The organism is Dactylosporangium sp. CA-152071 (assembly GCF_050936335.1).
In the GTDB taxonomy this organism is placed as follows: Bacteria; Actinomycetota; Actinomycetes; order Mycobacteriales; family Micromonosporaceae; genus Dactylosporangium; species Dactylosporangium maewongense.
On record NZ_JBNJMZ010000001.1, the window covers coordinates 2,190,285 to 2,213,773 of the forward strand.

At 74.1% G+C, this 23,489-nt stretch carries 24 protein-coding genes; 9 read left to right on the top strand and 15 right to left on the bottom strand.

The window, feature by feature from the left end:
• Position 1 precedes the first annotated feature (1 nt).
• Entirely contained in the window at positions 2 to 424 is a 423-nt protein-coding gene (locus ACQEVZ_RS09550) for a nucleotide triphosphate diphosphatase NUDT15 (RefSeq protein WP_344510615.1), read from the top strand.
• Here ACQEVZ_RS09550 and ACQEVZ_RS09555 read toward each other — a convergent pair.
• Positions 408 to 881, bottom strand: coding sequence for a molybdenum cofactor biosysynthesis protein (locus tag ACQEVZ_RS09555; RefSeq protein WP_433364158.1), 474 nt, complete (start codon positions 879 to 881; stop codon positions 408 to 410). The genes ACQEVZ_RS09550 and ACQEVZ_RS09555 overlap by 17 nt on opposite strands.
• Positions 882 to 1,026: 145 nt before the next feature.
• Between ACQEVZ_RS09555 and ACQEVZ_RS09560 the strand changes: the two genes are divergently transcribed.
• Together ACQEVZ_RS09560 and ACQEVZ_RS09565 are read left to right on the top strand one after the other, a co-directional pair.
• The gene (locus ACQEVZ_RS09560) at positions 1,027 to 1,284 is read left to right on the top strand and encodes a PspC domain-containing protein (protein WP_344510619.1); all 258 of its coding nucleotides are present in this window, start codon (positions 1,027 to 1,029) and stop codon (positions 1,282 to 1,284) included.
• 11 nt (positions 1,285 to 1,295) lie between these two features.
• Positions 1,296 to 1,934: a hypothetical protein gene (locus ACQEVZ_RS09565; RefSeq protein WP_344510621.1), complete on the top strand. Its 639-nt coding sequence runs from the start codon at positions 1,296 to 1,298 to the stop codon at positions 1,932 to 1,934.
• A gap of 11 nt (positions 1,935 to 1,945) precedes the next feature.
• On the opposite strand, the gene ACQEVZ_RS09570 is transcribed toward ACQEVZ_RS09565, so the two are convergent.
• Complete coding sequence (locus ACQEVZ_RS09570) at positions 1,946 to 2,188, bottom strand: hypothetical protein (protein WP_433364163.1); 243 nt, start codon at positions 2,186 to 2,188, stop codon at positions 1,946 to 1,948.
• Positions 2,189 to 2,248: 60 nt separating this feature from the next.
• On the opposite strand from ACQEVZ_RS09570, the gene ACQEVZ_RS09575 reads away from it, so the two are divergent.
• Positions 2,249 to 2,947, top strand: coding sequence for a helix-turn-helix domain-containing protein (locus ACQEVZ_RS09575; protein ID WP_433364166.1), 699 nt, complete (start codon positions 2,249 to 2,251; stop codon positions 2,945 to 2,947).
• On the opposite strand, the gene ACQEVZ_RS09580 is transcribed toward ACQEVZ_RS09575, so the two are convergent.
• Together ACQEVZ_RS09580 and ACQEVZ_RS09585 are read right to left on the bottom strand one after the other, a co-directional pair.
• The gene (locus ACQEVZ_RS09580; protein WP_433364169.1) at positions 2,926 to 3,618 is read right to left on the bottom strand and encodes a class I SAM-dependent methyltransferase; all 693 of its coding nucleotides are present in this window, start codon (positions 3,616 to 3,618) and stop codon (positions 2,926 to 2,928) included. The genes ACQEVZ_RS09575 and ACQEVZ_RS09580 overlap by 22 nt on opposite strands.
• A gap of 113 nt (positions 3,619 to 3,731) precedes the next feature.
• Positions 3,732 to 4,346: a dihydrofolate reductase family protein gene (locus ACQEVZ_RS09585; protein ID WP_433364172.1), complete on the bottom strand. Its 615-nt coding sequence runs from the start codon at positions 4,344 to 4,346 to the stop codon at positions 3,732 to 3,734.
• A 128-nt stretch (positions 4,347 to 4,474) separates the two neighbouring features.
• Between ACQEVZ_RS09585 and ACQEVZ_RS09590 the strand changes: the two genes are divergently transcribed.
• Positions 4,475 to 6,061, top strand: coding sequence for a methyl-accepting chemotaxis protein (locus tag ACQEVZ_RS09590; protein WP_433364175.1), 1,587 nt, complete (start codon positions 4,475 to 4,477; stop codon positions 6,059 to 6,061).
• An 11-nt stretch (positions 6,062 to 6,072) separates the two neighbouring features.
• On the opposite strand, the gene ACQEVZ_RS09595 is transcribed toward ACQEVZ_RS09590, so the two are convergent.
• From ACQEVZ_RS09595 to ACQEVZ_RS09605, 3 genes are all read right to left on the bottom strand, one after another.
• Positions 6,073 to 6,627: a hypothetical protein gene (locus ACQEVZ_RS09595; RefSeq protein ID WP_433364178.1), complete on the bottom strand. Its 555-nt coding sequence runs from the start codon at positions 6,625 to 6,627 to the stop codon at positions 6,073 to 6,075.
• Positions 6,628 to 6,698: 71 nt separating this feature from the next.
• A complete protein-coding gene (locus tag ACQEVZ_RS09600) occupies positions 6,699 to 7,781 on the bottom strand; it encodes an NAD-dependent epimerase/dehydratase family protein (protein WP_433364181.1) in 1,083 nt (360 codons plus the stop codon).
• A gap of 33 nt (positions 7,782 to 7,814) precedes the next feature.
• The gene (locus tag ACQEVZ_RS09605; RefSeq protein WP_433364184.1) at positions 7,815 to 8,663 is read right to left on the bottom strand and encodes a Rieske 2Fe-2S domain-containing protein; all 849 of its coding nucleotides are present in this window, start codon (positions 8,661 to 8,663) and stop codon (positions 7,815 to 7,817) included.
• Between the two features lie 59 nt (positions 8,664 to 8,722).
• Here ACQEVZ_RS09605 and ACQEVZ_RS09610 point away from each other — a divergent pair, with 59 nt between their 5' ends.
• On the top strand, positions 8,723 to 9,949 hold the full coding sequence (locus tag ACQEVZ_RS09610) for an MFS transporter (protein ID WP_433364187.1): 1,227 nt from the start codon (positions 8,723 to 8,725) through the stop codon (positions 9,947 to 9,949).
• A gap of 102 nt (positions 9,950 to 10,051) precedes the next feature.
• Here ACQEVZ_RS09610 and ACQEVZ_RS09615 read toward each other — a convergent pair whose 3' ends face one another.
• The 8 genes from ACQEVZ_RS09615 to ACQEVZ_RS09650 form a co-directional block, all read right to left on the bottom strand.
• The gene (locus ACQEVZ_RS09615) at positions 10,052 to 10,552 is read right to left on the bottom strand and encodes a hemerythrin domain-containing protein (RefSeq protein WP_344510642.1); all 501 of its coding nucleotides are present in this window, start codon (positions 10,550 to 10,552) and stop codon (positions 10,052 to 10,054) included.
• 43 nt (positions 10,553 to 10,595) lie between these two features.
• Positions 10,596 to 10,862 carry a hypothetical protein gene (locus tag ACQEVZ_RS09620; RefSeq protein ID WP_433364190.1) on the bottom strand — a complete coding sequence of 89 codons (267 nt, stop codon included), beginning with the start codon at positions 10,860 to 10,862 and terminating at the stop codon, positions 10,596 to 10,598.
• Entirely contained in the window at positions 10,862 to 11,239 is a 378-nt protein-coding gene (locus ACQEVZ_RS09625) for a DUF1622 domain-containing protein (RefSeq protein WP_433376701.1), read from the bottom strand. The genes ACQEVZ_RS09620 and ACQEVZ_RS09625 overlap by 1 nt, the downstream gene beginning before the upstream one ends.
• Before the next feature lie 590 nt (positions 11,240 to 11,829).
• On the bottom strand, positions 11,830 to 12,828 hold the full coding sequence (gene lexA, locus ACQEVZ_RS09630; protein WP_433364193.1) for a transcriptional repressor LexA: 999 nt from the start codon (positions 12,826 to 12,828) through the stop codon (positions 11,830 to 11,832).
• Between the two features lie 45 nt (positions 12,829 to 12,873).
• Positions 12,874 to 13,632, bottom strand: coding sequence for a thioesterase family protein (locus ACQEVZ_RS09635; protein ID WP_344510645.1), 759 nt, complete (start codon positions 13,630 to 13,632; stop codon positions 12,874 to 12,876).
• Between the two features lie 58 nt (positions 13,633 to 13,690).
• Positions 13,691 to 15,847 carry an FtsX-like permease family protein gene (locus ACQEVZ_RS09640; protein WP_433364197.1) on the bottom strand — a complete coding sequence of 719 codons (2,157 nt, stop codon included), beginning with the start codon at positions 15,845 to 15,847 and terminating at the stop codon, positions 13,691 to 13,693.
• Positions 15,844 to 16,515 (bottom strand): ABC transporter ATP-binding protein, encoded by a 672-nt coding sequence (locus tag ACQEVZ_RS09645; RefSeq protein ID WP_433364200.1) that lies wholly within the window; start codon positions 16,513 to 16,515, stop codon positions 15,844 to 15,846. The genes ACQEVZ_RS09640 and ACQEVZ_RS09645 overlap by 4 nt, the downstream gene beginning before the upstream one ends.
• Positions 16,512 to 17,036 (bottom strand): PadR family transcriptional regulator, encoded by a 525-nt coding sequence (locus tag ACQEVZ_RS09650; protein WP_344510649.1) that lies wholly within the window; start codon positions 17,034 to 17,036, stop codon positions 16,512 to 16,514. The genes ACQEVZ_RS09645 and ACQEVZ_RS09650 overlap by 4 nt, the downstream gene beginning before the upstream one ends.
• A 144-nt stretch (positions 17,037 to 17,180) precedes the next feature.
• Here ACQEVZ_RS09650 and ACQEVZ_RS09655 point away from each other — a divergent pair, with 144 nt between their 5' ends.
• From ACQEVZ_RS09655 to ACQEVZ_RS09665, 3 genes are all read left to right on the top strand, one after another.
• Positions 17,181 to 17,975, top strand: coding sequence for a methyltransferase domain-containing protein (locus ACQEVZ_RS09655; RefSeq protein ID WP_433364204.1), 795 nt, complete (start codon positions 17,181 to 17,183; stop codon positions 17,973 to 17,975).
• A 43-nt stretch (positions 17,976 to 18,018) separates the two neighbouring features.
• Positions 18,019 to 20,220: an SF1B family DNA helicase RecD2 gene (recD2, locus tag ACQEVZ_RS09660; RefSeq protein ID WP_433364207.1), complete on the top strand. Its 2,202-nt coding sequence runs from the start codon at positions 18,019 to 18,021 to the stop codon at positions 20,218 to 20,220.
• A gap of 214 nt (positions 20,221 to 20,434) precedes the next feature.
• On the top strand, positions 20,435 to 23,431 hold the full coding sequence (locus ACQEVZ_RS09665) for a hypothetical protein (protein ID WP_433364210.1): 2,997 nt from the start codon (positions 20,435 to 20,437) through the stop codon (positions 23,429 to 23,431).
• Positions 23,432 to 23,489: the final 58 nt, after the last annotated feature.

A 23,489-nucleotide genomic window follows, 5' to 3' on the forward strand; every position in this document is an offset into this window, starting at 1 on the left:
CGTGGTCAGGGTGGGGATCGCGGTCTTCGTGTGCCGCGGCGGCAGGTTCCTCATGGGGCGCCGCCGCGGCGCGCACGGCGCCGGCACGTGGTCGGTGCCGGGCGGGCACCTTGAGTTCGGCGAGTCGTTCGAGGACACCGCGGTCCGCGAGGTCCTCGAGGAGACCGGCGTCCAGATCACCAACGTCCGGTTCGGCGCCGTCACCAACGACGTCTTCGCCGACGAGGACCGGCACTACGTCACCGTCTGGATGCTCGCCGACCATCTCGCGGGCGAGCCGGCGATCCTCGAGCCCGACAAGTGCGTGAGCCTCGCCTGGCACGACCTCGACGACCTCCCCGAGCCGCTCTTCCTGCCCTGGCGGCAGCTGCGGGAGTCGCCGCTGTTCGACGCGATCCGGCGGGAGCTCAGCGCGACACGGTGAAGGCCACCGGGCCGACCCGCAGGACCCCGTCGTCGAGCGGCTCGCAGCGCACGCCGCCCTTGCCCCGCAACGCCTTCCACGCGCCCGGCCCGATGGTCGCGTCCATCCAGGCGCACGGGTGCGCGGCCCGCCGCACCCGCAGCCGGACCGGCCCGTCGCCGCTGTCGAGGGTCAGCTCCGCGCCGACGAGCTCGTCGACGGCGATCCCGGCGACCATGATGTTGCGCCGCACCTGCGTCAGCCCCGCCCCGACGGGCAGCGACTCCCGCGCGATGACGGTGACGCTCGCCTCCCGGTGCGCCGGCCTGCCGAAGTACCGGTCGCCGACGACCCCCAGCCCGGCCCGGATCCGGATCTCGCCGACCAGCTCACCGGCGGATGCCGGCAGCGGACCGTCGGCGGGGCGCCCCACGTACCGGTGCGACGGCGACGACAGCAGCTCCACGATCTCCGCCATGACGGCAGTCTGCCACCGCCCGCTTCCCCTGTCGGTCCCACGGCCGGGTCTCAGGGGGCGACCGGGGCCGATCCCTGATGCCGTCCAGGGTCCCGGCGGCGCACGCTTGAGGAACAACGCGAACACGCGACGAAGGAGCGAGACGATGGAAAGCGTGCACCAGTCGATGCGACAACAGGGCCTGGTCCGGCCGGCGCAGGGCCGCGTGCTCGGCGGCGTGTGCGCCGGGCTCGGACGGCGCTTCGGCATCGACCCCTGGCCGGCGCGGCTGCTGTTCATCCTGATCCTGCTGCTGATCCCGGGCAGCCAGATCCTGATCTACCCGATCCTGTGGATCATCATGCCGGCCGAGCCGGTGACCGCGACGCCGCCCGTCGATGTCTGGGCGAAGACCACTCACTAAGATCAACCGGCATGTCCGACGAATGGCGTGCCAGGCTCACCCCCGCGTTCGAGGCGCTGCTCGGCGCCCCGCTGTCCGACCACCCGCAGGACGCGACCTACGCCACCTTCGCGTGGGGCAACTTCCTCGGTGAGACCGGCCTCGACCGGCTGCCGGCGTGGCTCGACCCCGCGGCCCTGCGCGGCGACACCGTCCTGGTGCACCAGCACCTGGCGATGAACGACGAAGGGCCGCTACGGGTCGACGCGGCCGGTTCACTGTTCGACATTCCATCGGCGGATGGATTGCTGGAGGGCAGTGACCTCAAGGACCTCCAGCTGCCCCCTGCGGAGGACTGGCGCGTCGCGTACGTGCGGCTCGCCTCCGACGGCACGCTCTTCGACGCGATGCGCGTCGCCACCCAGGTCGGCGACGGACCCGAGGACCTGTTCGAGTTCGAGTTCGACGCCGACGAGGAGTGGGAGGCCGCCCTGGCCGAGGCCGGCGTCGACGACGAGCTGCTCGCCCACCTGCGCTGGTGCTGCGCCGACGGCACCGCCGGCATGGTCTTCAACGGCACCGGCCCGTTCAAGGTCCCCCGCGGCACCGTCGTCGCGTCGTGGTCCGACGAGGCCGGCTTCCAGTGGGACATGGCCGTCGTCAGGCTCTAGGCGGCGCCGGCTCAGCTGCCGCCCTCGCCGCGTTCGGTCGCGGTCTGCGCGGAGTGGACCGGGTCGCCGGAGTCGGGCTTGCGGTCGAACGGCAGCCCCGGCGCGTCCGCCTGCCCGCCCGGGCCGAGCGTCGTGCGCGCTCCCACGGCCGACGCGTTCGGGCGGTCCGGGTCGTCGATCGCCTCGGCGCCCGCGGTGCCGGGCGTGCCGGTGGTGCCCATCGTGGCGTTCTCGTCCGTCTTCTCGTCGCTCATACCTCCCGCATACCCACTGGCGGCCCCGCGTCCCATCGCACGGCAGTGCAGGATCGGCGCATGGACACCAGCGCACGGTTCAGCGTCGGCGACGGGTACGCGGTGTACCGCGGACCCGCGGCGGACAGCGCCCCGCACCGCCACGCCGCGTTTCAGGTGGCGATCGCCGCGCGGGGCGAGGTGCGGATGGTGGACGCCGACGGCACCGAGCACCGGGGTGCGGTGCTGGTGGTGGCGCCGATGGTGCGGCACAGGATGCTCGCGACGGCGCGCCTCGTCACGTTCTTCGTCGAGCCGCAGTGCGTCTTCGCCGGTCGGTTGCGGCGGCGGTACGGTGGAGGCATCGCGCACGCGACCGAGCTGCACGCCATGAGCGAGGGCGACCTCGGCCCGGCGAGCGTGTGCCCGGCCGGCGGGATCGACCCGCGGCTGCTGCGGGTCATGGAGACGCTGCGCGGCGACGCGCCGCCGATGGCCGACCTGGCCGCCGCGGTGGGCCTGTCCCCGCAGCGGCTGCGCGCCCTCGCCCAGGCGCAGCTGGGCATGCCGCTGGCCCGCTGGCGCGGGTGGGCGCGGCTGCGCCGGGCGGCGGAGGCGCTGCAGCGGGGCCGGTCACCGGCCGACGCGGCAGCCGAGGCGGGCTTCACCGACCAGGCCCACCTGACCCGCCGGATGCGCGAGATGATCGGCCTGACCCCCGCCGTCGCCGTCGCGGCCCTCGCCGGTCCGGTGCCCCGTCAGGGGCGGCGCGCGACGTAGAGCGAGATCGACCCGGTGACCGTGGGCACGACCTCCGCCTCGCGGACGTCGCCGAACCCGGCACCGGCGATCAACTCGGGCAGGACGCCGTCGGCGTTGGGCTGGGTGTCGGCCCTGCCGTCGGCGAGCTGTACGGTCCGGAACGCCAGACGCATCAGCCTCGTGCGCTGCCACCCGTAGTCGGCGACGACCAGCCGGCCGCCGGGGCGCAGCACCGCGTGCATGGACGCGAGGAGCGCCCGCTTGACCGGGACCGGGCACTGGTGGAGCACGAGACTGGACACGGCCGTGTCGACGGATCCGGTGCCCAGCAACGACACCAGCGCGTCACCCATCCCTCGCTCCCACCGCACCGTCGCACCCGGCCGGCCGGTGGCGGCTTTGCGTTCGGCGGCGGCTTTGCGTTCGGTGGCGGCTTTGCGTTCGGCGGCGGCCAGGACGGACGGGTCAGGGTCGACGCCGACGATCGTGGCGCGGGGCTCGGCGCGGGCCAGGAGCAGCGCGAGCGAGCCGGTCCCGCAGCCGACGTCGATGACGGTCTCGCCGGGCCGGGGCGACGAGTACATGACGACGGACGACCGCCAGCGCCGCTCGCGGGTCAGTGCGACCACCGGATCGTAGAACCTCGTCGGCGCCAGGCGGCCGAGCGCGGGGGTGAAGTCATCGCTCATGCCGGGCAGTCTGCGCGACCCGGCGGCGGCCCGGCTTGCACCGAACGCTCGCCGCGGACCCGAGGGCGCCGGCGCCGCGACGGGCACCGGCGCCCCCGGGGCTGCTCGGGGGGCTACTCGCCGGCGGGCACCTGGTTCTTGACGTCGTCGTAGCCGGCCTTCGCCGGCGGCTCGCCGGGCGCGTAGATCACCCGGATCACGCCCGTCGGGAAGACCTCCGTCGCCGTCACCTTCAGGTGGTACGGGGCGTCACCCTCGTCGAACAGCCGGCGGCCCTTGCGCGCCGCCACCGGGTGCACCAGCAGGCGCACCTCGTCGACCAGACCGGCGGCGAGCAGCTGCTGCACCACCGAGATCGAGCCTGGAATGAGGATGCCCTTGACGCCGGGGTCGGCCTTGAGCGCCGTGACGGCCTCGACGAGGTCGCCGACGATCAGCTCGGAGTTGCGCCACGTGAGCTCCAGCGGCTGCCGCGACACGACCACCTTGCGCACGTCGCCGAGCTGCTTGGCGAACCCGGCGTCCTCGCCGCCCGCGGCCTCCCGCTCGGGCCACGCCCCGGCGAAGCTGTCGTAGGTCTCGCGGCCGATCAGCAGCACGTCGGAGGTGTCGTAGTCCTCGCCGACGCAGCGGCCCATGTTGTCGTCGAAGTACGGGAAGTGCCAGTCGGGGTCGATCTCAGCCACGCCGTCGGCCGAGATGAACAACGTGGAGATGACCTTCGCCATCGCGGTGATCCCTTCGAGTCGGTGACCGGGCCAGCCTAGTCCGAACCGGAAGTTACCGACGGGTATGTCTGAAGTGTCGGAGTTCGGTGCCGATCCGCCGTGATGTGAGTGGGTTCCGGGACATCCGGGTGGGAACGCGGCTCCTCGCCAGCGGCGTGGTCACGATGGTGCTGGTGCTCGGCGTCGCCACGCTCGGCTACGTCGTCACACTGAGCCAGCGGGACAAGGCCGCCGCGGCCGCCGACGCCCAACGGGCGGTCGGCGCGGCGCTGCAGGTCAAGTTCCGCAGCGCGGACCTCAACGGCTGGCAGACGGCCTACGCGTTCGACGTCGCCCGCGAGGGCCCCGCCGCCGCCACCGACTCGTCCGGCAGCCGCAAGGCGTTCCTGGACTCGGCGGCCGCGTTCGAGCGGGAGCTCGGTTCGCTCGACGCGTGGCGTACCGACGCCATCATCAACGAACAGATCACCCTGATGCGTCAGACGTTCGCCGACTTCATGAAGGTCGACCAGCAGATCGTCGCGCTCTACCGGTCGGGCACCGCGCAGGACCGCGCCGCGGCGGACAAGCTCATCCTCGGGGCCGAGATCGACCTCTTCACCCGGATCGCCAAGGCCGGCGACGACGCGGTCGCGGAGGCACGGGCGCAGGCGCGGCGCAGCAACGAGCGGCTCGACGACGCCGGAGCGACAGCCCGCCGGTGGATCCTCACCATCAGCGCCCTCGCCCTGGCGCTGACCGCCGCCAGCCTGTGGCTGCTGCGCTCGTCGATCCTGCCGCCGCTGCGGGCCGTCGCGTCGGTCCTCGCCGCGGTGGCCGACGGCGACCTCACCCGCACGGCCGTCGTGCGCGGCCGCGACGAGTTCGGCGAGATGGCCGCCGGGCTCAACCGCGCCAACGAGCGCACCCGCGGCGTGGTCACCGCGATCTCCGAGCACTCCCGCGCGGTGGCCGCCAGCGCCGAGGAGCTGTCCGCGACGACCCAGCAGATCGCGGCCGCGGCCGTGGAGGCGGGCACCCAGTCCGACCTCGTCGCCGGGTCCGCGGAGGAGGTGTCGCACAACGTGCAGACCGTCGCGGCCGGCGCGGAGCAGATGAACATGTCGGTCCGCGAGATCGCCAGCAACGCCGGCCAGGCCGCGAGCGTCTCCAGCACCGCCGTCGACTCCGCCCGCGCCGCCACCGGCACCGTCAACGCGCTCGGCGCCGCCTCCAACGAGATCAACGCCGTGCTGAAGGTCATCACCGCGATCGCCGCGCAGACCAACCTCCTCGCCCTGAACGCCACGATCGAGGCGGCCCGCGCGGGCGCGGCGGGCAAGGGCTTCGCCGTGGTCGCCGCCGAGGTCAAGGACCTCGCGGAGGAGACGGCGCGGGCGACCGGTGACATCGCCGGCCGCATCCAGGCCATCCAGGGCGGCGTCACCGACGCCACCTCGGCGATCGCCGCGATCGCCGAGGTGATCGACCAGGTCAACAGCTACCAGCAGACGATCGCCACCGCCGTCGAGCAGCAGACCAGCACCACCGCCGAGATCGGGCGCAACATCACCGAGGCGGCCGAGGGCGCCAGCGTCATCGCGAGCAACATCAGCAGCATCGCCGTCGCCGCCAACGAGACCAGCCGCGGCGTGACGGAGGTCCGCACCGCCACCCACGACCTGGCCCGGCTCGCCTCCGAGCTGCAGTCGCTGGCCGGCCAGTTCCGCGTCTGACGGCTCGCGCCTCAGGCGATGGACATCGACCCGGTCGTCCCGGTGACCTGCCAGCCGTCGCCGCTCTGGTACTGCACGACGTAGGTCAGCCAGGTCGCGCCGAGGCAGGCGACGAACCCGTTGACGCCGACCGTCACCCGTCGCGCGTCCCCGACCGGCGGGCCCAGCGTGATCAGGATCGCGTCGTCCTTGACCCGCGCGCAGCTCTCCTTGTGCTCGAGCACGGTCTCGCGGTCGGCGACGAACACGACCTTCGTCGCCGGCGCCAGCGCGTCGGCGATCCGCTGCTGGGTCCCGGCCGGGATCGGCACGCCGCCGGCCTGCTTCCCGCTCGGGTCGGCGGCGTCGCCGAACGTGTGGTCCATGACGTACACCGTCGGGAACGCCCGCTCGGGGAACGAGTTCTCCGACGGCGTGCCGAGATACCGCCGCAGCACCTGCACCGCGATGTCGCCGGCCGGTGTCCCCGCCGGTGTCCCTGCCTGTGTCGTGGCCGGCGGTCCCGCCACGAGGTCAGGCGGCACCTGCCGGGCGCAGCCCGCCGCCACCAACAGAAGTCCGAGCATCGCCCCCATGACCTGCCTGCTGCTCCTCATGCCGTTCTGACGGCTCGTCGGCGGTGGTGGTTCCCGCCGGTTCAGTACGGGTTGCCGGTCCCCGGCAGCCGGCCCCGGAGCAGGCCGCCGGTGCGGCCCGGAAGAAGGCGGCCGGCGGACATCGGCGGGCTCTTCGTGTGCGCCCTGGCCGCCATGCCGTCGACGAGCTCGCGCAGCGCCGCGACCGCGTCGACCGACGGGTGCCAGCCGAGCTCGGTGGTGGCCCGCTCGCTCGACATCAGCGGCGCGCTCAGGGCCAGCTGCACCCAGCCCGCGTCGACGGGTTGCAGGCGCAGCCACCAGGAGAGCGCGGCCCCGCCCCGCAGCAGCACGCCCGGCACCGGCACCGTCCTGCCGTGGAAGTGCTCGGCGGCGACCCGCGGGGTCAGGACCGGGTCCGTCGCGAGGTTGAACGCGCCGCGCACGTCCGAGGTGAGCGCCCGCGCGTACGCGTCGGCGACGTCGTCGGCGTGGACCGCCTGCAGCCGCAGCCGCGGGTTGTCCGGCACGATCGGCAGCCGGCCGAAGCGCAGCAGGCGGGTCGGTGCGAGCGGGCCGAGGAAGTACCGGGCGATCTCGGTGCCGGCGTCCCGCTGGAAGATCAGGCCGGGCCGCACCCGCACGATCCGCAGCCACGGGTCGGTGCGCTCGACGGTGTCGAGCATGCCTTCGACGACGACCTTGTCCCGGCTGTACGACGATGCCGCCACCCCGGTCTTCGGCCAGTCCTCGCCGACGAGCCGGTCCTTCGGCCCGGGCGCGTAGACGCCGACGGACGAGGCGACGACGAGCGCCGGCACGCCCGCCCGGACGGCGGCGCCGATGACGGCCCGGCTGCCGTCGACGTTGGTGCGGCGCAGCACCTGGCGGTCGTGGCTCGGCTGGATCTGCCAGGCGAGGTGCACGACCGCGTCGGCGTTGGCGAACATCGGCTCGAGCCGGTGGGTGGCACCCTTCGCGCCGACGTCGCACTGGTACCAGTCGACGCCGGTGTACGGTGCGCCCGCAGCCGGCCCCGGCAGCCGGCGGGCCACGCCGGCGAGGTCGTGCGTGCCGTCCTGGTGCAGGCGGCGCAGCAGCGCGGTCCCGGCGTTGCCGGTGGCGCCGACGATGACGATGCGCATGCCGTGCTCCCCCTGTCGAAGTGCCGCCTCCGTTTACGGCCGGGTCGCCTCCAGCAGGCCGCCGCGGACCCGGGTGCGCAGCAGGACCTGGTCGGAGCCCGCCGGCCCGTGCACGGCGTGCCCGTCGGCGAGCGCGAACACGCTGCCGTGCCACGGGCACTGGACGCACACCTGCCCGTCGACGTCGACGGTGCGACCGTCGGTCAGCGGGCCGCCCCGGTGCGCGCACTCGCCCACCATCACGCTGAAGCGGTCGCTCTCCCGGTACACGAGCACGGTCGTGTCGCCGAACGCCCTCGTGCCGACCTTCCGGTCCGCGAAGCTGTCGACGGAGTCGACGGTTTGCCACTCCCGCGGTACACGAGGCAACGCCGCAGCCGCATGGTTGACCCCGGCCGCCTGGGCGAACGCCAGGTGCCCGCCGAGATACGCGCTCGTCCCGGCGACGCCCAGCCCCGCGAACGACAGCGCCCGCCCGCGCCGGTGGTCGCCGCGCAGTCGCGCCACGATCGACGCGGTGAACAGGCCGACCGCGACGGTGTTCGCGGCAGCGTGCACCAGCGCGACCCGGCGCTGCTCCCGCGACAGGGTGCCGAAGTCGGCGGCGCCGGTCGCGACCGACGGCAGCGTCCCGGCGGTGCCGGCGACGAGCAGCGCGGTCGCGGCGGGCTCGGTGCCGGGCAGCAGGTCGAGCACGGCCGCGCTCATCCACGCGCCGACCGGGAGCTGCACCATCGCCGGGTGCGCCGGATGCCCCAGCTGCCGCCCGTGCAGTGCCTCGCCGACCTGCCCCTTGCCCACGGTGGCGAGCACGACCCGCCGGACGGCGTCGCCGATCCGGTCGAGCCAACGGGCGTTCTCCAGCCTGGCCAGCACACGCATGCGGGTCCCATGCCCGGCACGGGTCCGCCGAAACACCGGGCCCGTGCAAGGATCGACGGATGCCGAAGCTGCCCGGGATGCCCGAGGCGCTGCGGGTGCGGGACTTCAGGCTGCTGTGGACGGGCCGGTTCGTCAGCCTGCTCGGCAGCTGGCTGCTGACCGTCGCCGTCCCCGCGCACGTCCTGCAGATCACCGGCTCGCTCATGGCCACCGGTCTCACCCTCGCCGCGGAGTACCTGCCGGTGCTGCTGCTCGGGCCGCTCGCCGGGGTGCTCAGCGACCGCTGGGACCGCCGCCGGGTCATGCTCACCACCGACGTGGTCCGCGCCGCGGCGGTCGCCACGATGCTCCTCGCCGACTCCCCCGGCACCGTGTGGATCGTCTACGCCGCCCTCGCCGCCGAGAGCACCGGCTCGGTCCTGTTCCGCCCGGCCGCACAGGCCTTCACGCCCGCCGTCGTCGGCACCGGCACCCGCCTCAGCAGCGCCAACGCGCTCACCGCCGGCACCGACGGCGTCGTCCGGCTCGTCGGCGCCCCGCTCGGCGCCGTCCTGCTCCTGGCCTACGGCTTCCCCGTGCTCATCTGGGCCGACGTCGCCACCTACCTGTGCTCGGCCGTGGCCATCTTCCTCACCACCCGCCGCCCCGGCGCGCGGGCGTCCCGGACGACGGTCGCGGCGATCCGCGAGGAGCTGCGGCACGGCCTGCGCACCATCCGCGGCGACCGGATGACCCGGTGGCTGCTGGTCATCAGCACGCTCTTCACCCTCGCCAACGGCTCCCTCAGCGCCCTGCTCGTCCCGCTCGGCGTCACCGAGCTCGGCGGCCCCCGCCAGGCCGGCCTGGTCGTCTCGGCGCTCGGGGCGGGGTTCCTGCTCGGCGCCCCGCTCATCAGGCTGCTGGTCGACCGGGTCCAGCCGCGGCACCTGTACGCGCTGAGCCTGCTCTGCACCGCCGCCGGCTTCCTGGCGCTGTTCACCGCCGACGGCCTGCCCGTCGCGCTGCCCGCCGCCGTCGGCATCGGCGTCTCCGGCTCGATGACGTGGGCTGTGCCGCAGACCACGGTGCAGCGCACCCTCCCCAACGCCGTCCTCGGCCGGGTGAGCGCCGTCTTCCTCAGCGGCGAGGCCCTCGCCACGCTGGTCGGCGCGGTCGCCGGCCCGGCGCTCGCCCAGGCCGCCGGCCTCACCACGCCGGCCGTCCTCGCCAGCATCGTCACCGTCGCCACCGCCGCGCTCGCCCTGCTGCTCCTGCCGAGGTTGCCCGCGCTGGTGCCGGCGTCCTGAAGTTCGGTGCCGGCCTCGTGAGGTTTGGTGCCGGCCTCCTGAGACGGCACGCGCCCCGCTGTCGACCTCGGGCCGATGCGGGGCGCGGGGGTGTCTTCGCCGTCAGGCGGTCATCGCGTCGAGCGCCTTCTTCAGCGCCTTCGGCTGGGTCGGCTTCTTCGGCGCGCTGGGCCGCAGCTCCTCCATGCGGGCGCCGATCTCCTGCAGCTGGTTGCGACCGAGGCCCGCCCGGACCTTCGGGAACCACTCCTGCTCCTCCTCGTCGATGTGGTGCGTCACGCTCTCGATGAGCACCGTCACCTTCGCGTCGAAGTGCTCGTCGTCCGGGCTCATCGTGGCGAGCTCGAAGCACAGCACGTCCGCGACGTGATGCTCCTCGTACGACTCCAGCACGTCGTCCTCGACGTCCGGCAGCAGCTTGCGGACCTCCGGGTACATGACCTCGTTCTCGAGGTACGTGTGGACGGTCAGCTCCTCCAGGATCTTGCCGACGATCTCGGCCTTGCGCCGCTTCGCCGCGTCCCCCACCGACTGGAACTCCTTGAAGAGCCGCTTGACGGTCTTGTGGTCCTCTTTGAGCACAACGATCGCGTCGGTCGACACGAGTCCCTCCAAACGTGGACATACCTGGTTAACGCTGTTATGGCTACCCTTCTTTGCGCTTCCGCAAACGACCCCGGGACCGGCCCACCGACGCCACGAGCAGCTTCCGGACCACGAGGATCGCCGCCGCGGCCGCGAGCGGCTGCCAGTCCGTCCCGACGGAGAGCCGCAGCATCCCGCCCGCGAGCCAGAAGTCCAGCGCCACCCCCAGCGCGCCCCGCAGGTCCCGCCCGACCGCGAACGTCACCCACCCCGCGACCACCCCCGCCGCGACGCACCCCAGCGCCGCGTACTCCACCAGCACCCGCATCACGGCGCGGCCGCGTCCTTCCCCCGGGCGAGCTCCTCCCGCTCCTCCTTGATCTCGCGGCCGAGGAAGTAGTTCAGCCCCGTCCGGATCGCCGCGACGGCGGCAAGCTCCCCGATCTCCCGCAGCGTCGGAGCGATCGCCGTCCGCAGGATGTCCCCGGCGAGCTGAAACTCCAGCCCCAACGCCAGAAACCTCCCCAGCCCCAGCCTGACCTGCGTGAACCCCTCGACCCGCCGAGTCCGCACGGCCACCACCACGAACCGCGCGAACGCCACCACCGCCCCGACGAAGATGACCACCGCGCCGGCCGCCTCAACCACCCGCACCATCAGGTCGACCACACCCGACAGCCCCGCCTCGCCGAACTCCAGCTCCACCCGCCCCTTCTGCCCACCCCACCGCCACACAACCACCGCCGCCCACCAGCCCACGCCCCAGCGGACCCGACCACGGGAACACAACCGGACAGCGCCCCCTGCGGACCCGACCACGGGAACACAACCGGACAGCGCCCCCTGCGGACACTGCCCGGGAACACCGCCCGGACAGCACTGTCTGCCGACGGAGCCCGGGAACACAACCCAGACCACACCCTGCGGACACGGGCAAGGAACACCGCCCGGCAACGCGGCCCGGGCACCGACCCTGCGAACACGACCCACGACCCACGACCCGCGGCGGGCGGCGGGCGGCGGGCGGCGGGCGGCGGGCGGCGGGCGGCGGGCGGCGGGGCAAGGAACACCGCCCGGCAACGCGGCGCGGCACCGACCTGCGGACACGACCCGCGGCACTGTCGGCGGGCGCGGGCCCAAGGCAGGTCCCGGCGGACACGTGCGGACACGTGCGGACACGATCCAGCCAGGACACGCCCTGGACGACGCCGCGACGCCGCGACGCCGCCCACCGGCACGGGCCACAGACGCCGGCCGCGGACACGGGCCGGACGGCGGCGCGGTGGCGGCAGGGGTCAGAGGCGGCGCAGCACGCTGACGACGCGGCCGAGGATGGTGGCCTCGTCGCCCGGGATGATGTCGTACGCAGGGTTGCGGGGCATGAGGTCGACATGACCGTCGTCGCGGCGGCGGTAGACCTTGACGGTGGCCTCGCCGTCGATCATCGCGGCGACGATGTCGCCGTTGTCAGCGACCGGCTGGCGGCGGACCACGACGAAGTCGCCGTCGCAGATGGCGGCCTCGATCATCGAGTCGCCCTTGACCCGGAGGGCGAACAGGCTGCCGTGGCCGACGAGCGAGGACGGCAGGGTCAGCTCGTCGTCAGCCTGCTCCTCGGCGAGGATCGGCTGACCGGCGGCGATCGCACCGAGCACCGGCACGCTGACCCCGGCGTCACGGTGGATGGTGCCCGACGCGCCGTGGGCACCGGCCCGCCCGCCGGATCTGGCCCGGATCTGGCTCCCAGTCCGGACGTCGGTCACGTCGTCAACTTGGCCGCCCTCGGCACGATTGTCGCTCCGGGTCCCGGATCGGAGGGCATCCGCCACCCCGGCCCAGGGCCCGAGCCGGACGTCAGCGCCACTACCGCTGCGGCGGCCCCTGGCCCCGTCATCACCGCGAGCACCGAACCGCACGTCACCCGCGAGCCCGGCCCAAGGACCGAGCCGGACGTCAGCGCCGCCGTCACCACGGTCCGCCCCAGCGCGGCCGTCGCCGCCGGCACCCGGCCCAACCTCGCACGCCGCGGCACCGGAGCCAGTGCCGGGCTGAGCGTCGCCCGACTCGGCGCGCACGCCCTCCCTGGCGTCCATCGCCCGGGGCCAGCGGCCGTCGCGGCGCAGATAGCCGAGGCGCTCCAGCGACTTGAGATGGTGCGACACCGACGACGTCGAGACCAGGCCGACGGCCGCGCCGATCTCGCGCACCGTGGGTGGATAGCCGTGCTCCTCGACCCAGCCGCGGATCACGGTCAGAACGCGCTGCTGCCGGTCACTGAGTCCACTGTCCACCATGCGATCACCATACGCCAATATTCGATCACCTGTACGAGAATCACCCTACCGGCGGGGTGCGACAAAAAGGCTCTGGACCGATCGGCCGATGGGGCCGTGCTGGTCGTGCAGGGCGGTGTCGGCGAGGCCGATGCCGGCGGGGTCGATGGAGGTGGCCGAGCGCAGGCACACCCACTCCCCGATCGGGTGCCGCAGCAGATGTACGGTCAGGTCGGCGTTGACGAAGAGGAAGCTGCGCAGCTCCAGCTCGTTGCTGATCCCGTTGCCCGAGTCGGCGGCGACCAGGACGCGGGTCAGCGGGCTGGGCTCCTCACCGTCCACAAGGGACTCGTTCATGCGCAGCCAGGCGGTCGCCGGGCCGCGTTCCAGGAACGAGCCCTCGGAGAAGCGGAAGTCCATCGCCGTGTGGTAGCCGACGTCGTGGGTCGTCGGGTAGAGCGGCTTGACGGTGGCGCCGTCGAGGTGGACGGTCGGGGGCGGGACCGCGGCGGGCACCACGTCCGCCCCCGCGCGGATCAGCAGCGCGGTGCAGCGCATGAACGGCTCGATCGCCGCCTCGACGAGCGCGACACTGCGCCCCTGCCGGACGATCCGCGCCTCCACGGACAGTTCCGCGATGGGGACCGGTTTGGCGATCTCGAAGGTCAGCCGGGCGACCCGCATGCCGGGCGGCGCAATCTGCTCCACCGCCCGGCCGAGCAGCGCCGCCGGCGGCCCGGCGTGCTGCGATCCCGCGTCCCACGGCCCCCGCGTGTGTGCTGTCGAAGCGAACCGGCCGGAGCCCAGCGGAAGGTAGAACGCCATCGGGACATCGTAGATCGACGCCTGCCGTCAACCTGCGGGTGGCGCGGCGACAAGGGGCTCACTCGCTCCGGGCGGTCTCCGGGCCGGTGATGCGCCGCAGCAGCGGGAACGTCGCGGCGATGATGGCCAGGGACATCAGCAGCGCACCGGCGACGATCGCGGCGTAGGTCGGTGACGGCGGGTGCAGCGTGTAGTCCATCTGCGCCTTCAGGAACAGTTGCGCGCCCAGCAGCCCGGCCCCGATCGCGAGGGCGGCGGCGGCCAGCAACGGCACCGCGCTCTCCAGGGCGACGACCCGTCGCAGCACCGCGAGCGGTACACCGGTGAGCCGCAGCAGGCTGAAGGGCCGTTTGCGATCGGTGAGACCGGCGATGACGGCGACCGCGAGGCTGCATCCGGCGATCGGCAGGCTCGCGAAGATGACGACCGCCGCGAGCTGCTCGAAGCCGGCGAGCTGCGAGTTCTGGTCCTCGGCGCGGTCCCGCTCGGTCACCGGCTGGATCCGCAGGTCGGGGAACGCGCGCTCCAGCGTGGTGCGGGCCCGCTCCAGGGTTGCGGTGGCGCCGTCGGTACTGGTGACGACCGCCATCACGGGCAGCGCGGCCAGCTGCGCCTCGGTCAGGGGTGCCGCCGGCCAGACGACGCCGGCGCCGTGCGCGATTCGCCACCCCAGCAGGTCATCGTGGACCCAGGCGACCGTCGCCCCGTCGGCGCAGCGGCCGTATTCGGGCGCCTTGGCGAGGTCGGCGCACAGGGCGAACCCGGCGTAGTCGCCGTCGCGCTCGGGGTCGCCCCGCACGATCGTGACGGAGCGGACCCCGGACTGGGCCGTCAGCGAGGCGATGACCGGCGCGGGGATGCTGTCCGGATCGCGTTCGAACTTCGTGACCAGCGTGGCGGCGGAGAGCGCGTCGACGTGCCGGCCGCGCTCCTCGGTCACGGTGCGGATGATGCCGACGGCCGTGGTGGTGACGAAAAGGCCGATGACGACGCCGCTGATCGCCCGGAAGGCGGCCGACGGGTTGTCGCTCAGGCGGCGGGCGGCGATGAGGGTCGCGGGCCGCTGCGCCCGGCGGGCGAGCACCCGGGCGCCGACCATCGTCAGCCACGGCCCGGCGATCACCAGGCCGACCATGATGAGCAGCAGCCCGGGCAGGAAGACCGCGACCTGCTTGTTGGAGCTCTCTGGCACCCGGCCGATGAAGAACGCGAGCTCGCCGATGCCGAGCAGCAGCGGGAGCAGGCGGAACCAGCGGGGCGGCTTCGGCGTGACACGCCGCACGACGCCGAGCGGGGAGATGCGGACCCGGCGCAGCGCCACCCGGGCGGCGACTGCGGCGGCGACGGGCACGCCGACCGCGACCGCCACGGCCATCAGCGGGCCGAGGGTGACATCGTCGGGCTGGAACGGCATGCCGGTGAACGGGATCCCGGCGACCTGCTCGCGGAGTGCGAGGTACAGCGCGAACCCGGCGGCGGTGCCGAGCAGTGCCGCGACGGTCGACTCGACGGCGGCGACGACGGAGATCTGCCGGGGCGTGCCGCCGATGAGGCGCATCGCGGCGAAGCGCTGCTCCCGCCGGGCGGCGCTGAGCCGGGTCGCGGTGCCGATGAAGATGAGCACCGGGAAGAGCAGCCCGCCGGCGACGACGGACAGGATCAGGTCGAGCGCGGCGACGGGCACACCCATCGCATCGGTGGGGAACGCGCTGACGCGGCGCGCGTTGTACAGCTGCGAGACGAACTCCGGGGTGCCGCCGACGACGATGCTGAGCGTGCCGGGCGAGGGCAGCGCGGCGTCGCCGATGAACCCCGCCCGGCGGCCCGGGAAACGGTCGCCGAGCTGGTCCGCGGGGGTCGCGTCGATCAGGTCGGCGAGAGCCGGCGAGACGAAGTACTCCCCCGGCCCCGGCAAGCGCGGCAGCCCCCGGGGAACGGGCGCACCGGCGGCGAGCGCGGCGACGTCGATCCTGGTGATGCTCTGCCCGTCGTGGTACTCGCCGTTCCGCTCGGCCCACCACAGCGGGCCGCCGTCGGACGGGGTGTGCGCGCCGAGGGCGGCCAGCCTGGCGAACTGCCCGTCGACGGCGTTGACGCCGGCGAGGGTGCTCAGCAGCAGCCACACGCCGAGCGCGACCGCGCCGGCCATGACGGCGAGCCTGATCGCGGCCTCGCGGCCGCTCGCGAGGGTGAGGCGCAGCCCGAACCGGATCACGACGCGCTCCTGGCGAGGGCGTGGACGCGGCCGTCGCGGACGACGACCTGGCGGTCGGCGTACGCCGCGACCCGGGCCTCGTGGGTGACGAGCACGACGGTCGTGCCCTGCGCCCGGGCGGAGTCGACCATGAGGTCCATGACCTGCTCGCCGGTGAGCGAGTCGAGGGAGCCCGTCGGCTCGTCGGCGAACAGGACGCGGGGCTTGGCGACCAGCGCCCGGGCGAGGGCGATGCGCTGCGCCTGGCCGCCGGACAGCTCGCCGGAGCGGCGCTGCTCGAGGCCGTCCAGGCCGAGCCGGGCGAACCAGGGCCGGGCCTGCGCGACGGCGTCGGCGCGGCGGGCGCCGCCGAGCAGCAGCGGCAGGGCGATGTTGTCCTCGGCGGTCAGCTCCGGCACGAGCTGGCCGAACTGGAACACGAACCCGAACCGGTCGCGGCGCAGGGTGCTGCGGCGGGTCTCGTCGAGCCGGTCGATGCGGGCGCCGTCGAAGTGGATCTCGCCCTCGTCGGGGACCAGGATGCCGGCGAGGCAGTGCAGCAGCGTCGACTTGCCCGAGCCGCTGGGGCCCATCACGGCGACGATCTCGCCCTCCTCGACGGCGAGGGTGGCGCCGCGCAGCGCCGGTGTCTGGCCGAACGACAGCCGTACATCACGGGCCTCGATCATCGACGGACCTCTTTCGTGAGTGCGTCGAGACGAGCCACCGTCGTCTCGATCCAGTGCAGGTCGGCCTCGAGGTGGTACAGGCCGTGGTCGGCGAGCATCGCGTCGACGAGGTTGCCGGCGCGCTTGATCTCGGTCAGCTGCTGCATGCGGCGCAGGTGGGCGCTGCGCTGCATGTCCAGGTAGTCCTCGGCGGAGCGGCCCAGCATCAGCGACAGCACGACCTTGGCGAACAGCACCGTCTGCAGGTGCGGCTCGGGCTCGACGGGCTCGGCGAGCCACGCGTCGACCTCGGTGGCACCGGCGTCGGTGATGACGTACCGCTTCCGGTCGGGCCCCTCCCCCGGCTCGACGTCGCTGATGACGACCTTGCCGTCTCGGGCGAGGCGGCCGAGGGTCGCGTAGACCTGCCCGAACGACAGCGGCTTGCCGCGGCCGAAGAAGGTGTCGTAGTCGCGCTTGAGGTCATAGCCGTGGCTGGGCTCGCGCTCCAGGAGCCCGAGCAGCGTGAGGGGAACGCTCATGCCGATCACCATACGCCGAGAGTATACGCCGCGTATATACCCTCAGCGTAGGTCTCGAAAGATTGCGGACCGTAGCTGGCCGTATCCGATCCGTCATGGCGCGGTTGGCCTGGGTAGGGCGGCACAACTGAACGGGGATCAGCTTTGGACACGAACTACGCGCGGGTGTTCCAGCACACCGGCGCGGTCGACAAGTACGAGCACGTCACCTACGCACCCGGCAGTTACGCGTCACGGATCAACGAGCGGCAGCGGGCGTACCTGCGGGCCCTGGTCCGGCGGTCGTTCCCGAACCAGCGACCGGACCAGCGACCGGACCAGCGACCGGACCAGCGACCGGACCAGCGACCGGTACAGCACGACTTCGCCTGCGGCACCGGCCGGGCGATCCGCAGCCTGCACGGGCTCGTCCGGGAGGCCCACGGCTACGACACGTCCACCGACATGCTCGCCAAGGCCGCCGAGGTCGGCACCCGGGCGCGGCTGCACGCGATCCCGGCCGACGGCCCCGTGCCGCAGCCCGCACCGGCGGACGGACCCACGCTCGTCACCATGTTCCGGCTGCTGCTCAACGTCGACGACACCGTCCGCGACCGGGCCCTCGCGTTCGCGGCCAAGGCCCTGCCCGACCCCGGCGCCGGGCTGCTCGTCATCGAGAACCACGGCAACGCCAACTCGCTGAGGCACCTGCGGGCGCACCGGCTGCGGGGGCAGCGGTGGTTCGCCGAGCTGTCGCACGACGACGTCGACCGGCTGCTGGCCAGGCACGGGTTCGAGACCGTGGAGCGGCGCGGCTTCTCGATGCTGACACAGGGTTGGTACGAGCGGCGCGGGCTCGACCGGATCGCGCGGGGCGTCGACTCGGCGGCGAGCGTGCTGCCCGGCACCGACCGGTACGCGGTGAACGTCGTCTACGTGGCGCGCCGCCTGCCCCGCTGAGCCGGATTGCCAGGACGGTGGCGGCCGGGGCACCATGGTGCGCGTGCCGCCACCTGCCGCCTCCCGCCCGGCGCCGCAGGTGCTCGAAGCGGTCCTCGAGCGGCTCACGTACGCGAACGAGGAGACCGGCTACACCGTCGCCCGCGTCGCCACCGGGCGCGGCACCGACCTGCTGACCGTCGTCGGGGCCCTGCTCGGGGCGCAGCCCGGCGAGAGCCTGCGGATGCGGGGCTGGTGGTCGTCGCATCCGCAGTACGGGCGGCAGTTCGAGGTCGTCTCCTACACCACCGTGCTGCCCGCCACGATCCAGGGCATCCGCCGCTACCTCGGCTCCGGGCTCATCAAGGGGATCGGCCCGGTGTTCGCCGAACGCATCGTCGAGCACTTCGGCCTCGACACGCTCACCGTCATCGAGGAGCACCCCGAGCGCCTCGTCGAGGTGCCCGGCCTGGGACCGAAGCGCACCGCGAAGATCACCGCGGCGTGGCAGGAGCAGAAGGTCATCAAGGAGGTGATGGTCTTCCTCCAGGGCGTCGGCGTGTCGACGTCGATCGCGGTGCGCGTCTACAAGCAGTACGGCGACAAGTCCATCGACGTCGTGAAGACCGAGCCCTACCGGCTGGCCACCGACGTGTGGGGCATCGGGTTCAAGACCGCCGACGCGATCGCCCAGGCCGTCGGCATCCCGCACGACAGCCCGGAGCGGGTGAAGGCCGGGCTCCAGTACACCCTCTCCGAGGCCACCGACAACGGGCACTGCTTCCTCCCCGCCGCGCAGCTGGTCGCCGACGCCACCAAGATCCTCGACGTGCCCGCGGACCTCGCCACCCGCTGCCTCGACGAGCTCGTCACGGAGGAAGGGGTGGTGCGCGAGACGGTCCCCGGCAACGACGGGCCGGCCGTGTACCTGGTGCCGTTCCACCGCGCGGAACAGTCCCTGGCCAACGCGCTGCTGACCCTGCTGCGGGGGCGGGGCGACCGGATGCCGCACTTCCACGGCGTCGACTGGACCCGCGCGCTCGCCTGGCTTCGCTCGCGCACCGGCGCCGACCTGGCACCCGAGCAGGAGCAGGCGGTCCGGCTGGCGCTCACCTCGAAGGTCGCGGTGCTCACCGGCGGCCCGGGCTGCGGCAAGAGCTTCACCGTCCGGTCGGTCGTCGAGCTCGCCGCCGCGAAGAAGGCGAAGATCCTGCTGGTCGCCCCGACCGGGCGGGCCGCCAAACGCCTGTCCGAGCTGACCGGGCAGCCCGCCGCGACCGTACACCGGCTGCTGAAGCTCCAGCCCGGCGGCGACGCCAGCTTCGACCGGGACAACCCCCTCGACGTCGACCTCCTCGTCGTGGACGAGGTGTCCATGCTCGACCTCATCCTCGCCAACAAGCTGGTCAAGGCGGTGCCGCCCGGCGCGCACCTGCTCCTCGTCGGCGACGTCGACCAGCTGCCGTCCGTCGGCGCCGGCGCGGTGCTGCGCGACGTCCTCGATGCGGAGGCCGTCCCGCGGGTACGCCTCACGCAGGTCTTCCGGCAGGCCGCCGACTCCGGCGTCGTCACCAACGCGCACCGGATCAACGCCGGCCTGCCGCCGGTCGTGCAGGGCATGCGGGACTTCTTCCTCTTCCCGTGCGACGACACCGAGGCCGCGGCGCAGCTCACCGTCGACGTGGTGCACCACCGGATCCCGGCGAAGTTCGGCCTCGACCCGCGCCGCGACGTGCAGGTGCTCGCCCCGATGCACCGCGGCCCGGCGGGCGCCGGCGCGCTCAACGCCCTGCTGCAGGAGCGCCTCACCCCGTCCCGCGACGGGCAGCCGGAGCGCCGCGCCGGCGGCCGGGTGTTCCGCGTCGGCGACAAGGTCACGCAGATCCGCAACAACTACGAGAAGGGCCAGGCCGGCGTCTTCAACGGCACCCTCGGCGTCGTCACCGCCCTCGACCCCGACGAGCAGACCCTCACCGTCCGCACCGACGAGGACGAGTCCATCGACTACGACTTCGACGAGCTCGACGAGCTGCAGCACGCGTACGCGATGACCATCCACCGCTCCCAGGGCTCCGAGTACCCCGCCGTGGTGATCCCGCTGACCACGAGCGCCTGGATGATGCTGCAACGCAACCTGCTCTACACCGCCGTCACCCGCGCCAAGCGCCTCGTCGTGCTGGTCGGCTCGCGCCGCGCCCTCGCCGCCGCGGTCCGCACCGTCGGCAGCGGCCGCCACACCGCCCTCACCCACCGCCTCAGCCCATAACCCCGTCTGGGTTCTGTCTCGCGGATCATGGGTTTCGTTCGCTGAACCGGTGTGGCGCGTGGTGATTTGAGCAATGGCGAGCGGCGGAAACGGGTTCCGGGCCGCGGTCGCCCTGGCCGGCGTGGAGCCGTTCACCGTCACGCAGCGGGTGCACGACGCCGCGCGAGGCGGATGACCGGCACGGGAGTTGACCGGGTCTGACACAGTGCGCCGCATGTCCGAGACGCCAATCAACGACCGGGACGCGGCACGGCGTCTCGCCCGCGACGGCCGGTGGGAGGACCTGCGCCAGCTGCTGCTCACCTCGGTCGACACCGACACCGGGCCGGTCAACGCCTGGTGCCGGGCCCACGAGACGCACGGCTCGATCGAGGACTACCTCGACGACGTCGAGCCGGCCCGGCGCGCCGCCGCCGCGCGGACCGACGCCGCCGTCGAGGCCGGGCGGCCCGCACCCGCCCTGCACGACGAGATCTGGTTCGGCCTGGTCACCGCGAGCCTGCGCGGCAGGCGTACCGCCGTCGCACCCGACCTGCTCGAGCTGGCGGTGGCCGACGGCCTCTGGACGGTGCGCCAGGCCGTGGCGCACCTGCACCGCGACCGCCGGATCCGCCCCGGGCACGGCCAGGGCCTGCTCGGCCTCCTGCCCCATGCGCCGGTCGCGGACCGGCCCGAACTGCTCGCCCTGGCGTCGGCGGCGGTGGCGGGCACACGGGATCCGTACCAGCGGGTCTACGGATGGGTCGCGCTCCTGCCGCATCTGGTGCCCGGGGACCGCGCCGCCGCGGTCGCCGCCGCGCTCGACACGGTCCTCGCCATGGACGAGATAGGCTTCCGCAACGTCCTGCCCGATCTGGCCCCGCACCTGTCGACGGACCAGGTGCGGCACGTGCTGGAGGTCGCGGCCGACCACCACGAGGGGATCTGGTGCAAGCTGGTCGCCGTCCTGGCGCCGATGCTGTCGCAGGAGCAGCTGCGGCAGGCCATGGCGGTGGCGGCCGGCATCGGCGTGCCGGCCTGGCAGGCCGGGATCCTGACCGCGTTCCTGCCGCACCTGCCGGCCGAGCTGCGGGCCGGGGTCGTCGCCGAGGCCCTCGACGCGGCCGTCGCCTGCCCCGACGTGGACCGCGAGGAGGCGCTCGCCGGGGTCGCCGCGTACCTCTCGACCCGGCAGTTGGAGCGGGCCGCGGTCGCCGCGGCGGACAGCCCGTATCCGTACCACCGCGCCAGGATGCTGGCGCTGCTCGTGCCGCACGCGCCGGACAGGTGGCTGCCCCAGCTGCTCGCGACCGCGCTGGCGAGCAACCACAAGCCGGCGCGGGCCCACCTCCTCGCCGCCCTGGCACCGCGCCTGCCGGCCGGGCCCCGCCGCGGCGTGCTCGCCGCCGCCGACGCGCTGGCCGACCCGTCCGCCCGCGCGGCGGTGCTGACCGCGCTGTTGCCGCACGCGCCGGACGGGGCCGGGACCACCGTCATCGACCGTGCGGTGGCCGCGGCCACCGCCGTCAACGGCCGGCACCAGCGCACGGCGGCGCTGCTCGCCCTCGTCCCGCACCTGCCACCGGACCGGCTCCACCGCTGCCTCGACGCCGTGCTCGCCGACCTCGCGGCCGACCCGGACGCCGCAGACCTGGCCCGCCTCGCCCCGCACCTGGCGGACCGGCACTGGCCCGCGGCCCTGGCCGTCGCCGCCGCCGACCGGCACAAGCGGGAGCGGCTGCTGCTGTCGTTCGTGCCCCATCTGCCGCCCGACCAGGTCGAGCCGGCCCTGGCCGTCGCCGCCGGCGGCCCGCCCGGGAGCGGTGCGGTGTCCGTGCGCGTCGCACTGGCCCGGCGGCTGCCGGCCGAGCGGCGCGGCGCCCTGCTCCGCCGGATACTCGCCGACACCGCCGTCGTCGTCGGTGACGACGCCGCCCGGGTGCGGGTCCTCGTCGCGCTCGTGCCGCACCTGCGCACTGACCGGCTCGGCGACGTCCTGCGCGCCGCGACCGCGTTCGGCGACGCGCACCACCGGGCGCAGGTGCTCGTCGCGCTCGTCCCGCACCTGCCCGCCGCGACGGCGCCGGCCCTTGACGCCGCCGTCGCGGTCGAGCACCCCGGGCCCCGGACCGGGCTGCTGGCCCGGCTGGCGCCGTCGCTGCCCCCGGACCTGCTGCGCCGGGCGACCGGCGCGGTCCTGGGCGTCGCACACGGGCGCCTGCGGGCCGAGGCGCTGGGCGCGCTGCTGCCGTACCTGCCGGCCGAGGACCGTGCCGCCGTCCTTGCCACGGCCGTCGAGTCGCTCGCCGCCATCCGCGTCATGAACGACCATGCGGCCGCGCTCGCCGGGCTCGTGCGGTACCTGCCCGCCGACCTGCTGCACGAGCTGTACACGCGGGCGGCGGCGCCGGTGCCGTTCGTCCGGTCACTCGCCACGCTCGCCCCGCACCTTCCGGACGGGCACCGGCAGTCGGCCGTCGCCGTCGCCCTGGCGGCAGCCACCGCCGGCGACCGCGGCTACGCGCTGCCCGGCGAGCTGCCCGCGCTGCTGCCCCTGCTCTCGGCAGACCAGCTGGAGCGGGCCGTCGCCGCCACCCTCGACCTGGACGTCAGCAGCGTGGAGGCGCTCACCGCACTGTTGCCGTACCTGTCCGGCGACCGGCGCGCCGACGTGCTCGCCCACGCGCTCGCCGCGACCGCCTCGATCGTCGACCTGCCCTACCGGCTCGACGCGCTGACCGTCCTGCTGCCGCACCTGCCGGTGGACGAGCGCGACACCCTCGTCGGCGAGGCATTGGCGACCGTCCTCGTCGCCGCGGCCGACCATCGGCAGGCATGCATGCTGGTGACGCTCGGCCCGGTGCTGTCACCGGGCCGGCTCGACCGCGCCATGGCGGTCGCGGTCGCGCTGCCCGGCGAGCACGACCGCACGTGGGCGATGGCCGGGCTCGCGCCGCACCTGCCGCCCGCGCTCGTCGCCCGGTACGCCCCCGAGGCGTCCGACGACGTCACGATGGCGGCAATGGCGCGGCAGGCGGCCGCCTGCGTCGCGGCCGACCCGGCGCAGACGCCGCTGGCGCTCGCGGTGCTCCGGCACGCGCTCGCCGCGCCGGATCGCGCGACGGCGCTGGCCGGCCTGGCCGGGCTCGCCGGATTCGTGGGGACGGTCACCGGCGCCGGCGTCGGCCCCTGCCTGGACGCCGTGCTGCAGACGGCGGCCTGGTGGCGCTGACGCCGCCGCCGCGGGCGGCGGCCCGGTGGCACTGACCAATGTCATGGCGTGAGCAAGG